The sequence below is a fragment of the Paraclostridium benzoelyticum genome (genome assembly GCF_001006285.1).
GTDB lineage: Bacteria > Bacillota > Clostridia > Peptostreptococcales > Peptostreptococcaceae > Paraclostridium > Paraclostridium benzoelyticum.
Map to the genome: position 1 here is coordinate 1 of NZ_LBBT01000224.1, position 16,719 is coordinate 16,719.

General features: G+C 27.5%; 18 protein-coding genes. 12 read left to right on the plus strand and 6 right to left on the minus strand.

All coding sequences use genetic code 11. The annotated features are described in order from the left end of the window. The first annotated feature begins 89 nt into the window (after positions 1 to 89). The 12 genes from VN21_RS11150 (at position 90) to VN21_RS11205 (ending at position 10,210) form a co-directional block, all read left to right on the plus strand. Positions 90 to 383 carry a hypothetical protein gene (locus VN21_RS11150; RefSeq protein WP_046823346.1) on the plus strand — a complete coding sequence of 98 codons (294 nt, stop codon included), beginning with the start codon at positions 90 to 92 and terminating at the stop codon, positions 381 to 383. A 164-nt stretch (positions 384 to 547) separates the two neighbouring features. Then, positions 548 to 1,210: an N-acetylmuramoyl-L-alanine amidase family protein gene (locus VN21_RS11155; RefSeq protein ID WP_046823347.1), complete on the plus strand. Its 663-nt coding sequence runs from the start codon at positions 548 to 550 to the stop codon at positions 1,208 to 1,210. A 1,274-nt stretch (positions 1,211 to 2,484) separates the two neighbouring features. Then, positions 2,485 to 3,120 carry a hypothetical protein gene (locus VN21_RS17900; protein WP_052952048.1) on the plus strand — a complete coding sequence of 212 codons (636 nt, stop codon included), beginning with the start codon at positions 2,485 to 2,487 and terminating at the stop codon, positions 3,118 to 3,120. A 100-nt stretch (positions 3,121 to 3,220) separates the two neighbouring features. Beyond that, positions 3,221 to 3,382 (plus strand): hypothetical protein, encoded by a 162-nt coding sequence (locus tag VN21_RS18260; protein ID WP_021430635.1) that lies wholly within the window; start codon positions 3,221 to 3,223, stop codon positions 3,380 to 3,382. 26 nt (positions 3,383 to 3,408) lie between these two features. Beyond that, positions 3,409 to 3,726 (plus strand): hypothetical protein, encoded by a 318-nt coding sequence (locus VN21_RS11170; RefSeq protein WP_046823348.1) that lies wholly within the window; start codon positions 3,409 to 3,411, stop codon positions 3,724 to 3,726. A 532-nt stretch (positions 3,727 to 4,258) separates the two neighbouring features. After that, positions 4,259 to 5,407, plus strand: coding sequence for a replication initiation protein (locus VN21_RS11175; RefSeq protein ID WP_021430633.1), 1,149 nt, complete (start codon positions 4,259 to 4,261; stop codon positions 5,405 to 5,407). 47 nt (positions 5,408 to 5,454) lie between these two features. Beyond that, positions 5,455 to 6,267, plus strand: a complete 813-nt coding sequence (locus tag VN21_RS11180; RefSeq protein WP_046823349.1) for an RpnC/YadD family protein — start codon at positions 5,455 to 5,457, stop codon at positions 6,265 to 6,267. A gap of 288 nt (positions 6,268 to 6,555) precedes the next feature. Further along, positions 6,556 to 7,161, plus strand: coding sequence for a recombinase family protein (locus VN21_RS11185; protein WP_046823350.1), 606 nt, complete (start codon positions 6,556 to 6,558; stop codon positions 7,159 to 7,161). A gap of 487 nt (positions 7,162 to 7,648) precedes the next feature. After that, complete coding sequence (locus VN21_RS11190; protein WP_226896702.1) at positions 7,649 to 8,887, plus strand: helix-turn-helix domain-containing protein; 1,239 nt, start codon at positions 7,649 to 7,651, stop codon at positions 8,885 to 8,887. 97 nt (positions 8,888 to 8,984) lie between these two features. After that, positions 8,985 to 9,302, plus strand: coding sequence for a hypothetical protein (locus VN21_RS11195; protein WP_046823351.1), 318 nt, complete (start codon positions 8,985 to 8,987; stop codon positions 9,300 to 9,302). Between the two features lie 22 nt (positions 9,303 to 9,324). Beyond that, positions 9,325 to 9,861, plus strand: coding sequence for a hypothetical protein (locus VN21_RS11200; protein WP_152650807.1), 537 nt, complete (start codon positions 9,325 to 9,327; stop codon positions 9,859 to 9,861). A gap of 94 nt (positions 9,862 to 9,955) precedes the next feature. Continuing rightward, on the plus strand, positions 9,956 to 10,210 hold the full coding sequence (locus VN21_RS11205; RefSeq protein WP_046823353.1) for a Mor transcription activator family protein: 255 nt from the start codon (positions 9,956 to 9,958) through the stop codon (positions 10,208 to 10,210). Positions 10,211 to 10,360: 150 nt separating this feature from the next. Here VN21_RS11205 and VN21_RS11210 read toward each other — a convergent pair whose 3' ends face one another. From VN21_RS11210 to VN21_RS11235, 6 genes are all read right to left on the minus strand, one after another. Next, positions 10,361 to 11,524 (minus strand): HNH endonuclease family protein, encoded by a 1,164-nt coding sequence (locus tag VN21_RS11210; RefSeq protein WP_046823354.1) that lies wholly within the window; start codon positions 11,522 to 11,524, stop codon positions 10,361 to 10,363. Next, positions 11,524 to 12,639, minus strand: coding sequence for an adenine-specific methyltransferase EcoRI family protein (locus VN21_RS11215; protein ID WP_046823355.1), 1,116 nt, complete (start codon positions 12,637 to 12,639; stop codon positions 11,524 to 11,526). The genes VN21_RS11210 and VN21_RS11215 overlap by 1 nt, the downstream gene beginning before the upstream one ends. Positions 12,640 to 13,738: 1,099 nt before the next feature. Further along, on the minus strand, positions 13,739 to 14,113 hold the full coding sequence (locus VN21_RS11220) for a hypothetical protein (RefSeq protein WP_046823356.1): 375 nt from the start codon (positions 14,111 to 14,113) through the stop codon (positions 13,739 to 13,741). A 589-nt stretch (positions 14,114 to 14,702) separates the two neighbouring features. Continuing rightward, on the minus strand, positions 14,703 to 14,858 hold the full coding sequence (locus VN21_RS18105; protein WP_021430642.1) for a YvrJ family protein: 156 nt from the start codon (positions 14,856 to 14,858) through the stop codon (positions 14,703 to 14,705). Between the two features lie 76 nt (positions 14,859 to 14,934). Then, a complete protein-coding gene (locus tag VN21_RS11230) occupies positions 14,935 to 15,168 on the minus strand; it encodes a DUF2922 domain-containing protein (protein WP_046823358.1) in 234 nt (77 codons plus the stop codon). A 25-nt stretch (positions 15,169 to 15,193) separates the two neighbouring features. Next, positions 15,194 to 15,442, minus strand: coding sequence for a DUF1659 domain-containing protein (locus VN21_RS11235; protein WP_021430640.1), 249 nt, complete (start codon positions 15,440 to 15,442; stop codon positions 15,194 to 15,196). Between the last annotated feature and the right edge of the window lie 1,277 nt (positions 15,443 to 16,719).

The following is a 16,719-nucleotide window of genomic DNA, read 5'->3' on the forward strand; positions in this document are numbered from 1 at the left end:
TAATAAATTTATATTAATGATTAAAGTAAGATAAAAGTATATCATAGTAAATATAAAGTAAATTGAAAGTAAATAGGGGGTAAATGTATATGGTACTAATAAAAGTAAATAAAGTTCCAACAACAAGAGATGGATTAAAAGAAAGAACAAGTAGAGCATGGAGAATAAATCCAAGTAGACTATATAACCAAGATACAGTAATTTCAGTATATAGAGGTGAAATTTTAGAAGTTTATAAAATTTTAGGCTATGGAGATGATAAAATTTCAGAGGGAAGAATAGCTTTTGAACTTGAAGAAATAGAAAGTGATTTAAAGGGAAAAACAATAATAACTAAAACAAGTAATCCTTGTACAATAGTAGATACATTAGTATTTAAATAAGCACCTATTTAATAGGTGTTTTATTTATTTCTAGATTTTTTATTTCAACTATATTTCTTTAAAATTGAGATATTGCAGTAGTTTGGTTTATTCAATTAATATCAAACCCTATAATTAAATTATTAAGGTGATATAAAAATTTGAGAATTAATAGGGGGGATTTTATGAAAAAATTAGTTATTGATTTAGGTCATGGAGCAAGTGATCCAGGAGCAATTGGACAAGCTGGAACTTATGAAGCAAATGTTGTTTTAGCTATAGGAAAGGAACTTAATGAGAATTTAAAAGGATTAGATGTAGATATTAAATTTACAAGATTATCAGATAAGTTTATTCCACTTAGAGAAAGAGCCAGAATAGCAAATGAATTTGGAGCAGATTACTTTTTATCTATTCATATAAACTCGGCTTCTGATAAAAGTGTTAGGGGAGTTGAAGTTTGGGAGTATTCAATGGGAATTAAGAAATTAGATGATTTTTCAAATGGACTTTGTGAAGATATTTCAAAGCTATTTAATATAAGGAATAGAGGAATTAAGTTAAGTAAGGAGCTTTCAGTTTTAAAACATACTAAGATGCCTGCAGCTTTAGTTGAGGTTGACTTTATATCTAACATTGAAGGAGAAAAAGCTTTAAAAGATAGTAATAACATTAAAGCTATAGCTTTAGCCATTAGAAATAATTTAATTAAGTTATTTGAATTAGAAGCACCTATAAATGATATTTTGTATAAGGTTTGTATTGGAGCTTATAGAGATAAAAATAATGCTTTAAATCAAATTAAACTAGCTAAAGAAAAGGGATTTGGGGATGCTTATATAATTTAAATTCAAATATATATGAAACTCTTTTTAGCGTGAATCAGAAAAACTATTGAGTATGCTATAATGATTTAGAAAATGTGTAATTGACATTTTTTTGTATTTTAAAACTAGGGGGAGTAAAAATGGAATTGAAGCCACTTATAAGTTTATCATGGAGTAATTTAATAGTGTCTAGTTTAATAGTAATTTTAATTTGTTATGTTGGTATAAAGTTAATAAAAAAGATACTTAAAAGATAATTAAGTATCTTTTTTTATTAATAAATTACTTTTTAAAAGTTATTATAGCACTAGCATTGGATAGCGGAGCAATGGTTTTATCCAATGCGTGATGCCACGAAAGTAGTTTAATACCGTAACCAAGTTGATTTTACTATTAGTATTATTAAATATATAAATTAAAATTAACATATTTAGCTGGTTATACAAAATGTGAAGGGCGTATAAGTTGCATTGGAAGTATGCAATACAAACATTAGGTTAAGGCATTGGGAGAATGGGCAGTGAATGGCTATCCTTAAAAAGTTACGAACACATGGAGCTATAAGATATGAACATACATGATATGTAATATTATGTATGTGAAATATGTTATCGGCGGAGATGTGTAAGTGCTTTTAAGGATTTGTCAGAGGGGCACGACCGTAAGGTCATATACAAGTAAAAAAGTTTAAACCAATATAATTTTAAAATCTATATAAATTGCGATGAAACGATGATTTTGAGTTAGCGATTGAAGTGAAAATCCTTTTTAGTGTTTTTTACTAAAAAGATTGTAGCGTAAAGCGCGGTGGCGAAAGCCAAACTCCATAAAAATGATAAGATACAGTTATATCAATAGGTACATGTATGGTAATATAAAAGTAATATCATATATTACAAGTAGTAATACGAAAATATTACAAAAAGTAATATTGAAAAGCTAATTAAATTAATTCTAAAGAAATTAAATTATTAGTATCTATTGGAAAAATAAAATATAGATATTTGTATTTCTGGCCTCACAGTTTGAAGTGCTTTTTACTTCAAGCTGTGAGGTCAGAATTGACCCATGAGATTGACCGTATAATATTTAAATGTAGAGAGTTGAGGTAGGAGTTTTTTTATCCTACTTCAACTCTTTTCCTATGTATTTATAAATTAAAAACTATATGATCATAGCTATTATAATTATTAAAAAGTTTTTTATAAATTTATATTATTATAAAAAACATAGAGAAAGACATATAGAAGTAATATATAATATTACAATAAGTAATATTTACAGGAGGTGAAAACTTGAATAAAGAACAATTTAAAAATATAGAGATATTCGAGCAAATAGAATACGTAAATAACATCTTAAAAGAAGGAAAAACATTAACTTCATTTTCTGAAGAAATAGGAATTTCTAGAAAAACTATAAGTAAAAACTTTAGTAAAGCTGGATATAAATATAGCCAGAGTAAAAAGCAATATGTAATTGAAAACACTGAGGTTGAAGCGAGGGAACAAAAGAAATATTACAGTAATATTACAGAAAGTAATACGAAAACTACCCCGGAGACAAGCAATAATATTCCAGTAATAAACAATATTACAACTAATTTAGAGATAACAAATAATCAAAAAGATAGATTAACATATTTAATGGATAATGCGGATAGAATAAAAGCTTTATTAGATGGATCAAACGAATATTACAAAGATATTACCGAAAGTAATATGGAGACTAAAGAAGATATAGTAAAAGAAATATATAATTTTAAGCAAGGGAAAAGGGATTATAGAGCTAAGACTTTGAAGCTTGATGTAGAAGTACAAAAAGGATTCGAAAGAATAGCAGAGGACTTAAAAGAAAGTGGAGTAACTCAACAAGAGTTATTGAATTACATATTAAATCAATATATTAAGTTTTATGATGATATAAAATAAAAAACCTTAATTAATATACGAATATTAGATGTTAAAAATTTAGATAATAAATAATTTTTTAAGTGAAAAAGATTTAGAAAGAGTAAAGGAAGAAATTAAAGTGACTGAGTTAGGGAAAAGTTTAATAGATGAAGGAAAAAAAGAAAAAGCTATAGAGATAGTAAAGAAGGCAATTTTAAAGGGAATGGATAATGAAACTATAAGAGATCTTACGGACTTATCTATTGAGGAAATTGACCTTATAAGAAGAGTTATGAATTAAAATTAAATATTGAAAAGGGTGATTATATGGTAGTTAAAAATATCAGAATAGATTTAATGTATAAAAACATTAATAATGTTGTTATGGTAAATGATAGCTTAGTTAATGTATTAAATATAGATAATAGACTTGTATATGCCCTTATATCGAATTTTGAAGATGGAATAGATATAAAGTATATATATGAGCTTATGGAGCCTAAGGGGTGGACAAGAGAGGATTTAAACAATAATATAAATTTACTTCTAGATTTTAAGTTTATAGAAAATGTTGGAGATAATGTAGATTTAGAAAAAATGAAAAGGGAATTTGAAAGTTTTAAAAATGCTATATCTTTATATTAATAAAAGGCACATAAGAATATGTGTCTTTTTTGCGCAACGGACTAAGTCGTTTAAGTAACGGGACACGAGTTTACCGAGTGGACGTTGACGACATGAAATTTGAGCGACATGAAATGATTCGCAGACATAGTCGCTCAAACGAAGTGAATTTTTTGTTGCACATTTTATAGTTATAAATAAAGTATTGTGTTTGAAAATAGGACAGATTAGAACAGAAAAATTACCTTTACTAGTCTTTACTGTATTTAAAAGAATTATTTAATAGTATTTAAAGTATTTAGACATAGCTTAAAGCTTTGGAAATACTGCGATTTAAAGCAGTAAAAATGTCAGATTGGAATTTTAATATGTCACTTTGGAACTTTAAAATGTCAGATTGGAATTTTAAATGTGTCACTTTGGAACTTTAAAATGTCAGGTTGGAATTTTAATATGTCACTTTGGAATTGATAAAAATGTCAATTAATTTAAGTTGACATTTTTAAAACGTAAATTTATAGTTAATATAAACATTATATAAAGAGGTATTAATATGAATGATTATAGAGATATTCAAAATCCTAAAATATTGATGAAAAACAATTTACTTATTCAAGCCAAATATAGTTTAACACTAGTTGAAAATAGAATTTTTTTACTTATGATGTATAAACTTCAAAAGGAAAGTAACGGAGTTTTAAGTTGTGAGATATCACATGATGAATTTAAGCAAATAATTAAACATGCAAAAGATAAGACTATAAAGAATATTTCTAAATCTTTAAGTTCATTAAGAAAGAAAAGTATATTTTTTATGGAAGAAAAAGAAAATAAAAAAGGAATTATTTGGGGAGAGTATGGATTTTTAAATGGTTTTACATATGATGATGAGAGGAAAATTTTTAAAATTGAAGCATCTGAAAAAATTTATGATTTATTAAATAATTACTTGCAAACAGGATACACTCCAGCTAATTTAGCAGCATTATTTAGCATGAAAAATTATTATTCGCAAAGATTATATGATCTTCTTAGACTTTGGAGTGGAACAAAATCAGTAATAAATTATAGTTTAGAGGATTTAAAAATGTATCTTCAATTAGATGAAAGTTATCCTGAATACGGAAATTTTAAAAGAAGAGTTATTCTTCCTGCTATAAAAGAACTTAATGAAACGGGATATTTTGAGATAGATTTTAAGGAAAATAAAGTTGGTAGAAAAGTTGATTCTATTGACTTTTACGTTAAAGATTTGGACAAGAGAAAGTATTTTACTAATGAAGATATTGTGGCTAAAATACCAACTTTAGTAGTTAAAGAAGTTGAAGTTACTAATGATAATGCTGTTTTTGATAATAAAGAAGAGAGAACATCTAAATCAAACTATGCTATTTCTAGTGACAATGTAGATAATGATAAAATTAGTGAATTTGAGTTTTTAGTTCCAGATGAAGATATATTTACTAAGGGGACTTTAAGAAGTTTTAAGAAGGATTTTAGAAATATTGATTTTAAAAACGAATACATGGAAAAAGCTTTTGATGATGCAGTATCTATAACTCTGGAGAGAGATGATGTAGAAATTATTAAAGTTAGTTCATACAAGTTTTTCAAAGGAACATTGGATAATAAAATTCTTGAATATAAGTTAGAAGAAAAAGAAGATGTAGCTCATAAGAAAGAAATGGACATGTTTTGGTAGGTATTTTAAGAAATAAGGTGATATAATTAATTAAAGGCGGTGAACTAATGAAAAAGCCAAATTATGAAGATTTTATAATGAAAAGAGCAATGGATATTTTTGCAGAAGAAGGTCTTAAGTTCTTTGGAATAGATAAAAAAGTAAAAGATATTGGTCCAACTGAATTAGTTGTTTTAGACAGTAAGAATATGTATATGGATTATACTTTCTTAATGGAAGATGATAGTTACATACATTTTGAGTTTCAAACTACTAACAAGGGTGTAGATGACTTAATGAGATTTAGAACTTATGAAGCGCTGCTTAATTATCAAACTAAAAAGAAGGTTACTACATATGTTGTTTACTCAGGCGATATAAAAAATCCTGTTAGTGAATATAATTGCGGTATGAATACTTATAAGGTAAATGCTATATCTATGATTAATGAAGATGGAGATAAAGTATTTGATGAAATAATAGAGAAGTTATCTTGTGGGAATGATATAGATAAACAAGATATTATAAAACTTACATTTACACCAGTTATGGGTGGAAAAATGGATAAAAGCGAAAAGATATTAAAGGCTATAAAGTTAAGTAAAGAAATAACTAGTCCATATAAAAGAGATATGGAATCTATTTTATATGCTTTTGCTAATAAATTTTTAAGTGGTAAAGATTTAGAAAAGGTAAAGGAGGAACTTAGAGTGACTGAATTAGGAAAGAGCCTTATTGAAGAAGGAAAAGAAGTTGGTGAAAAAAAGAAAGCTATAGAAATAGCCAAAAAAGCTATATTAAAGGGAATGGATAACGAAACTATAAGAGATCTTACAGATTTAACGATAGAAGAGATTGAAACAATAAGAAATATTATGTAGTTATAATATAATTTAAGATTAAGTAAAAAAATGAAGAGCAATAGTTCTTCATTTTTTTATTATTTATATATATTTAAACTGATTATTTGAAAGCATACCATTTATACCTAAAAAACTACCATTCACGCAAGAACTATAAAATTTACCTTTCAAAAAGTCTACCTTTTGAAAGGGAGTTCTTTTTTTATTTTTATATATTCAAAAATTCGACAAATTTCTATTTGCAACATTTCAAAATGATAGTACACTTATTGAAATAGAAAATGACACTTGAAAGGATAAAAGGGTATGAGAAAGTTTTTTTACGCAAGGATAAGTACAAAAGACCAGACATTAGAAAGACAAATTGTAGAAGCTAAAAAAATAGGTATTGAAGAAGAGTATATATTTCTGGAAGTTGCAAGTGGAAAAGATTTTAAAAGACCTGAGTATCAACTTTTAAAAAGGATGCTTAGAGAAGGGGATGTATTATACATAAAATCATTAGACAGGCTTGGAAGAAACAAACAGATGATATTAGATGAATGGAATGAATTAGTTAAGGTTAAAAAAGTAGATATAGTAATTTTGGACATGCCACTTTTAGATACTACAAAGTATAAAGATATGAACGGACTAGAGAATTTAATATCAGATATAATACTTCAACTTTTAAGTTATATGGCTGAGGATGAAAGGCTTAGAACTAAAGAGAGACAAAGAGAAGGTATCAAAATAGCAAGAGAAAAAGGGATTAAATTTGGTAGACGTAAAATAGATCCAGGAGAAAAATTCGAAGAAATTTATAAAGAATGGAAAGCAGGAGAAATTACAGCTGTTAAAGCTATGGAAATCTTAGAGTTAAAAAGTAATACGTTTTATAGAAGAGTTAAGGAATATGAATCAAAAAAATAAATATAACTCAATTAGATAAAGAAACATAAATGTCGAATTTAGGCAATGTTAATAAGTTTCTGAAAATTTAAAAATACTCTAAAAGTTAGGAAAAATATAATTTCAATTAAAATTTAAAATACTAAAATATGTAAAAATTCAAATAAGTCCTAAAAACATGTTTTTAGGACTAGTAAGGCTTATAATGTGTACTAAATGCTCAATATATGTTACAATTTACCTATAATAATCGGATAATAAAAAAAGCTAGAACCACCGTCGCCAAACAGAAATTCTAACTTTTTTATCAATAACCCTAAAAAGATAAGAGAATCTTAATAGAGAGTTTTTATATATTTATTATAAAGCTATTTGTATATTTTTTATACATCAAGTTTTATTTTATATAGTCATTTTAACACATGGCTACATAAGTGACAATATATATAATTAATAACTTCTCTTATCTTTCGGGTGTATTATCAGAGGAATGAGGGGAGTTTTTTTAGTGCAAGCAATCAAATTAAATATAGATGATGAAATTAATATAGATAAATCAAAAGAACATTTAGAAAAATTACATGGGAATAGTAATGGATATATGACTGTTGCTAGTAAAAATCCAAATTACAGTCAATGGCATTATAAGAAAGAGGAGCTTTTAGATAAAACAGAAGAGATAGTAAATGGAATAAATGATTATATATCTCAAAATACTTTCTATAAGCCACAAAGAAGAATTGAAAATATAAAAGAGCTTAGAGCAGTTTATATTGATATAGATTGTTATAATTCAAAATATACTAAAGATGCAGTTCAATATTTTTTAGAACATGATTTATACGGATATAAAATACCGAGGCCAAACTATTTAATAGATAGTGGAAGAGGTCTTTATTACATAGTTTTAATTAAGCCAGTTCCAAGCATGGCACTACCTTTATGGTACGCAGTTCAAAGATATTTATTTAATACTTTAAAAGAGTTTGGAGCAGATGCAAATGCACTTGATCCAACGAGGGTTTTAAGAATTGTTGGGACTATGAATTCAAAGAGTGGAACATCTGTAAAAGTTGTAGATGAATACGATTATGAATACTCATTAAGAGAAATTCAAGAAGAATATCTTCCAGAAATTAGCCCTAAGAAAACTAAATCAAAGGGTAGACCTAAAAAGATGGTAAGTCTTTTTACAGAATACAGCCTTTATTATGCTAGATTAATGGATATATCAAAGATTTGTGAGCTTAGAAATTATGATGTAGAAGGTCATAGAGAAGTTATTTTATTTTTATATAGATATTATTCTGCATGTTTTACAGAGGATGCAGAAGAGGCACTTAGACGAGCATTAGAATTAAACTCGATGTTTACAAATCCACTACCTAAGAATGAGGTTATTAGAGATACTAAATCAGCTACAAAAGCATATGAAAATAAATTATATAAATATACAAATACAAAGTTAATTCAAATATTAGATATAACTTTAGATGAGCAGCAGTATTTAAAGACTATTATATCAGGTAAAGAAAAGTATAGAAGAAGTGCAGAAGAACAGAAAGAAAAGAAAAAAGCTAAGAGAAGAAATGAAAATGGATTAACGAAAAGAGAACAGGAAAAACTGGAGTTAATTAAAAATATAATAGAATTAAAACACAATGGATTTAAACAAAAAGAAGTTGCAGAAAAATTAGGAAAATCAATAAGAACCGTAAAAAGTTACTGGAATAGTAAAAAGGTTTAATAAAAAAGGTGCAACGAAACGTCCTCTTAGTATTGGGGGACTTTAGTCCTGTATCGCTTTTATATGAAAAAAGGAGGATGGAAGGGGATAGATTTATATGGATTCTAAAAAGTTATGGTTAAAAATAAGTGGGAGTATTACCTATTACTTTAAATATTATAATAATAACTTAAGTAATGAAGAATTATGGTGGGACTATGTAGAGTATGCATTACCAGATATAGAAGGGAATGGAGTACATACTTATTTAGATAAGCAAACATTAGAAAGAGTTATAGTAGATAATGAAATGATGGACAAGGCTAAAACTGTATTTATGGAAAGGCTAGAGAAACGAAGAGCTAAGGAAGAAAATGAAGAGGAAGAAAATAAAGTTTTAGCTGATGTTATTGATATTTCAAAATATAGAAAGTAAAAATAGAGTGTTAGGAGTAAAGATGAAATTATATTTATTATTAGTACCAATTATCATAAGTATATTTATATCAAGTTTAAGTACTGTAATTTTAACAAGTTCCCCAGATATAGTATCGTTTATGGGTTCATTTTTAGGATCAATTATAAGTGTGGCAGGAGCTTATTGGATTTTTAGTATGGATGGTAAACAAAGAGATAAAGAGGATTTAGAATGTCTTTTATCTTTATTAAAGTTTACAGTTATGAAAGTAGATAGAGTCCTAGTGAATTTTAATAATATAAAATTAGGAGGCGCCGTAAATATAACTCAGTTTGCACATGAATTGGTTTATGATAAAGAGTGGTATAAATATTTAAGATTAATAGACAGGTATGAAGATAAGGAGTCTATTATAAAATTTTTTGATTATATTCAAAGAGATAAGAATATGATGCTAGGAGATTTAATTACATATAGATACAGTGTAGTTGATATATTAAAACGATATGATAAATATGATGTTTCCTTAGATAAGGATGAATTATATTTATCTCTAAATGAAAAATATAGTAACTAATTAATAAAATTATTATACAGATGGATTTGAGTAGGTAAAATGTAGGGTGATGTAGAATATCATTATAACTAAGCTTTTTATAGGAGGATATTTTATGGATTTAAAAATGAGTGACCTACCTCCACAATTTGAAAATATAGCTATAGAAATTGGAATAGATAGAGTTAAGGCTTTATTTAAAGAATTTGGGGGAACATCAGTGTACTTTCCTACTGAAAAGATGATATATAAAGAAGCTCGTGATAGAGAGATTATAGAAGAGTTCAATGGATTTAATGTAAAGGAATTAGCTAGTAAGTATAGAATGTCTGAAAGTTATGTTAGATCTATTATTCGAAAAAATAAATAATCAGTTTGATTTTTTATAAATTTAATTGTATTATTAAAAACTAAATAAAATTTTAGGTTTTTAACAAAATAATAATTAAAAAAAGAGCTCCATAACCTACTTTTAGGTATGGAGCTCTTTTTTGAGGAAATCGTACGTTAAGGTATTATTTTATTTATTTCCTTTAGCACGATTATGTACCTTACAAAGCATCGTACAATTTGAAATGTCAGTTGCTCCTCCATTGCTCCATGCAGTAACATGGTCAGCATCCATTTCAGATAATTTATATATTCGCTCTTTATTGCTGTCATTTCCTAAAGCACATAATGGACAATTCGATTTTCCACAAGCTTTTGCATCTTCTGTTTGCTTAGAATATACTGTTTTTTTTGTAACAGCATCAAATATTCTAACATCAATAAGTTTTGTATCCCTGCATCCATCTAAGATATATTCATATATTCCTTTTTTATTTTTAACATAAAAATCTGAATAAAGTTCTTTCAACTTTTCGTCAACCTCGTGCGGATCATATGATTTAGTATGGAATTTTTCATAATATTCTCCCCAAGGACGCCCTCTCATTTCACTTTCAACGGAAGAAAATACACTTGATACCCAATCAATTACAGATGTATAATAAGCTTTAAGTTCATTGATATTATCATGAAATCTATGTCTACTCATATAATCGTCAATATTTCCTTTTGAAACCCAGTCAAGAGCTGCTTTAAGATAATCTTGACGTTTTACATCTCCACTTATATATGCACTCCATTTTTGAACATTTGCATTCTGAGAATTACTAAATTCTTCTTTTGCTTTCGTAACAAAAGGACCTGAATGAATTGCATTTGATAACTCCTGTTCGTTAAGTGGAACTCCTGCAATATTTATAGTTCTAAACCATTCCTTAATTTCAGATTCTGTTCCTTGACATTCATAAATGGTTAGTTTTGCATCCATAATTTTCTTTTTCAAATCTTCTGCAAGACCGCTAAAATAACGAGGAACACCATCTGCACCAATAATAGGAAACTTACCAGTTACAAATCTACCAAAACTGGTTATACGCTGTTGTCCATCAAGAACTTCAAATTTATCATTAGATAATTTTACAAAATAAATTAGTCCAAGTGGATATCCTTTTAAAAGCGAATGAATAACAGCAACATCTTTCTTTCCATCAGCATAAATATAATTCCTCTGATATTCTGGTTGAATTACAAGTTTTCCAGATAGACCAAATAATCCCTTTCCTTCATATTCGTTATATACAAATCCCTTACAAATATCAGATACTGTAATTTCGGTTTGAAGAGTTGTATCCATTAATTCACCTTCTTTCGAATAAAAATTCTTTTATATATATTTTCACCATTAACACATACATTAAAGCTATCTTCCGGTTTATGCCATGGTTCTCCTGGATCACCGTAAGAATAAGAACACCCAAGTATTTCAAATTGATCAGGATTATACTTATCTAAAAATGTAACAGGTACTCCCATCATACCATCGTAATCTGATGGAATTGAATCTGTATACGGAACCTCTATAGCATTATAATAATCATATTTCAAATATCCTTTTTCCCTTATCTGTTTGTGTTTACTAAACTTTATATTATCAGACATTGTCATTAATTTTAATGGCTGGTGTCTACGCCCATGCTCAATATTAGTCAACCAAAGACAATTATTAGTTGCAACAATTTGTTTTCCATTATCTATTTTTGTTTCTGTTCCATACAACTTATATCTTTGTGGAACAATAAAACCAGAAATCCATCTCCCCATTCCATTTCCAAGCCACGCTTTATTATCCTTAATCAAAGGAAATACTTCCTTATATGTAATGCAGTTGATATTTCCTATCATCATAAAACTTTTATTAGCTTCTATAACCCATGCAAGAAATTCTCGGAATAGACTGAACGGTGGATTAGTAATAATAATATCAGCTTCATCTCTTAATGCTTTTACTTCTTCAGAGCGAAAATCCCCATCTCCGTCAAGATAAGACCATTCCAAATCATCTAAATCTATATGGCCTAATTTTTTTGAATTTCTTTCAAGAATAAAAATCTTTCCTCTTGATGATGTTTTGCTTTCATCGTATTTAGGGCTTTTTTTCTCATAATCAGTTAAAAAATCTTCAAATGAGAACTGATAATTTCCTTTAATGAACTTATTTTTACTATCTGTTGCATAAGATGTACTTATTAGCTTCTTTATTCCAAATGTATCAAAGTTTTGTGCAAAAAATCTTGTGAAGTTTGACCATTCTGGATCGTCACATGGCAATAAAATGGTTTTATCTCTAAATGTATCTGCATTGTATTCGAGATAAGCATTCATTTCTTTTTGTATATCTTCATACTGAGTATAAAACTCATCATTTTTTCCACTTTTGGCTTGAGACAGTGTATTATTTTTTTTAGTCATTGTAGCTCATTCTCCCATCTGACTTTTTAGTTGCTATAGGTGTTATCGGAATAAAACCAATAATTCAACACTATTAATATTTTAAGTATATTCTGTACGCTGAACAAATTCAACATTTATTAACTAGTATGTCTTACTTTGTAATATTCTTTTAATCTATTTTCTTGTAATTATTTTTATACTTTCTTCTGCAATTTGGCCGCAAAGTTTGTTCAACCCATTGATTTTACTATGATTACTTGAATATTGATATTTCTATCCATATTCGAATACAGGATTATATATGTATAGCTACCGCGGACTACTTCAGAAACGGTAAACCATGTTTCCTACATTCGTCCATTGGTCTATATCTTTTTAGGTGTTTTTATTTAATCACCGAATCACTTAATTTCAAACTAAAAAACTATCTGACATCTAATGTACTGTCAGATAGACAGGTACCTTAGAGCGAAGTGAAGTAATCATAGTTAGACATATACATCGAAAAACTAAACTATAGTTAATCAATGATAGGTCCAAGCATGCTAAATAGTGATAGACAGTATACACCGTCGCTCGCTTATTCACATCCCTATTTTGTTTACTCTTGCGAGAATGTATTTTTTTAAGCTACGTCCTTGCCCAGTAGCTCCATATGTTTTTATGGATAAATACATCGACTTCTATATATCACTATATAGAGGTAGAATACGGAAAATGCGGAAATGGTACGTTAAGACGATTTTGACCACTGTTTACAACGGTTTGAAGTGTCCCATAAGACTTGTATCAGAATAATTTTTTAATATAGAAATTCTATGTATTTTGATAGTTTCTTAATAGAACGCTCAAATCTATACAACCATTGAAATTACTAAATAAATAAAGTTAATGGATTTAAAAATTTAAAACTATTAATTTAAGACTAGCTTTAAAAAATAAAGTTTCAAAAAATAAAAACGAGTGTACTTATTAAAATGTAGTAATTTAAATATGTACACTCATTTTATATTATGACTATTCCCTAAACCTAAATTTTGAGACCAGCTGTATTTTTTCAAAATCATTCAATGCTAATATCTGTATAGATTTTAGTCGGTAAATAAATTTAATGAATTTATACTAATAAATTCATCAAAGTATTAAGAATTTGCTTGTAATCTAAATCCATAGATAGTAATTGTCCATTTTCATAAGAGCACTTACGAGTTATAGATTTATATTCATAATTCATATCTTCGTTTATTATAAATGACACAGATTCTTCTTTACTTTGACTTACTTTTTTTATATAAATACCATTCCCTCCAAAATCTACAGTATATGTAGTATTTTTAGTTTGTAAAGTATTAGTATCAATATTGTAAGTAAATGAATCCTCATTTAATAGAGGAGTACATATTGCATAAAATGAATTTAAAATTTTAACTGAATCTTTAGTTAAGTTGATAGGTTTCTCTCTAACAAGAAGTATTTTTTGCCAATTTTCCATAATAAAAACCACCTTTCTTAATATATATATAATACACTTAATTGGAATAGTTTTCCATATGGATTTTTTCAAGAATATTCTCTCTTATTTATTATTTTTTTAATCAAACTATATTCTAAAAGTACATTTAAGGATATCTAGGGAAAAAGCCCTTAGGATTCAGTTATTTGGATCCTAAGGGTTTTAACTTTATGTAGAAATTTAAAAGCTATTTTATCATTGATAAAATAATAAAACCAATTAAAATAAAAATAATTAAAATTCCAATAAACATTGATACTTTTTTATTATTCTTATAATTAATCCATGTTAGTACACTCATCGTAGTTATAAATAATAAATTTATTATTATGATTGGTATTTCGATTATTTCAAATAGCCTTAGAGCCGATAAAATTATTATAATAAAGCCTATTAATATTTCAAAAATAGCTAGAGATTTGATACTCATATTAAAGATTCTCCTTTTAAGTTTTATATTTTAATAATTACATCATATCTTTAGAAATTCAACTTATTTTCAAAGACACATTTAAAAATATCTAGCAAAAAAGAGTATCTTTTGAAAAAAATTCAACAGATACTCTTACTATTTCTTATTATTCAATTCATATATATTTGAACTAAGTGAATTTATACTAGTACTCAAATTTTCAAGCTTACCTTCTATTCTAATTAACAAGTACATTGTAACGATAGCAGGGAAACCTAAATTTGACACTAGAGCCATTAAATCTAGTTCCATCGATTTATTCCTCCAATTAAACTTTTAAATTGATTAGAACGCCCCTCAGAAGTTCAAAGAGACGTTCCATGTGTTACTATATAACTAAGTCATATTCAGTAGTTGCAGTTTGAACTACTTTTGCTTCTATTGCTGATTCAAGTTCTTCTCCGAATCTAGGCGCAAATACATTTTTAGCAACTATTTGGTCCATAGCCTCTTTTATTTCTGCTTCAGTTATATCTTCTTTAGGATCTGATACAAATAAGCTTACTTTTCTTCCAAGAGTTGTAGAGAAAACCATTAATAATCTAGTTTCTATATTTCTCATTTTTTAATCCCCTTTCTTATTTAAATTAATTTGCTGGTGTTAATTCTGTATTGTCTATTTTTACTACAGATAGTACGTCATGTTTTTGTAGACCGTTTAATATCTCAGCTACGTTGTAAACATCAACTACTTTTGCATCGTTTTTAACGTTTGAAAAACTTCTAGTTTTAACTATTGTTCTTCCATTGTCACCTAAACCACAGTCATATTTAATTCTTAAAGCTGACATTTGAGCAACTTCTGAAGCGTTTGGAGCTAATTTCATATCTGGCATTTTCATTCCTCCTTTGAAAAATTAATTTAACTTAAGTGTAGTAAAATGGGTCGATTAAGTCCTAAAAGATAGTTGGGAATTATAGAGGAGTGAGATTATTGATGAAAAAAGTTTTTATAAATAAATGCTACGCATGAGCTTATACAATTAAAAAAGAATTGTACGCTGTTAAACCTGCGGTTAATCAGCCCCAGTATGTTCCAAGATTACACTACATAAAAACTAAGACATACGAAGTGAATCTACATATTAACTCATATAACATAGGATTTTTTTATTAGGATATGAGCTAATATGTAGCTTTATTTTTGTGCTTACTATTTATTACGTTTCATCTTGGCCATACTTCTCCCACCGCGCTCTCTGCTCCCCCACCACCTTTCCCTTTACGTTTAGTTATATTAGGTCCGATAAATTAAAAAGACAGATTATAGCTCAAAGCCATAACCTGTCTTTTTAAAATTAACCTATATAAATAAAACTAAGCTTAGTAATATAAATGAAATAATACCACCTTTAATAGCCATATCTATAGTTATAAAAGAGTATCTCTTTTTTCTAGATTTAACTTTTACTTTTTCCAATAATATCACTACTTATATATTCGAAGTATTGTCTACTAGTTAAGAATTTAAACTTATATATATTGTTATTGCTGCTATACATAATTTTAACACTTTGGAAGTTTGGCTATCGCCACCGGGCTTTTCATTTCAATCTTTTGAGATAAGTCGTTCAAAAGGATTTACATTGCAATCCCTAACTTAAAACCATATTTTAATCGAAAGTTTCATGGAAATTGATACTAATAGCTTTGAATTAAAGTTTTATTTAGGGTTAAGTGATTAGCCTACGGCTGTGCCCCTCTGACAAAATCTAAAAAGCACTCATATGCTCGTTTACAACAAGCTCAATGTACATCATATTACATATCATGTAGTTTTCGCATCTTGACACTCGCTATATTCGTACATTTTTTAGATTGCCATTTGAGCGACTACGTCTGCGAACCACTTCACTCCCCTTCGCCCAATGCCCTGTTCGTATGTTTTTGTAGGTTATTTATTTTCATTGTTATTTTATAGGACCTTCACATTTAGGACTATATATTTATTTTGAAATTAAAGTTTATTAATTTTACATATACTTTTAGATTATTGGAATTGGGTTACGGTTATAAAGTATTTAGGTTTAATGAAGCGAAGGATAAAACCGTTGCTCCGCTATCCTATGCTAGGTAAATTAGGCTTATAAAAAGTGAGTTAGGAGTTAGTGCA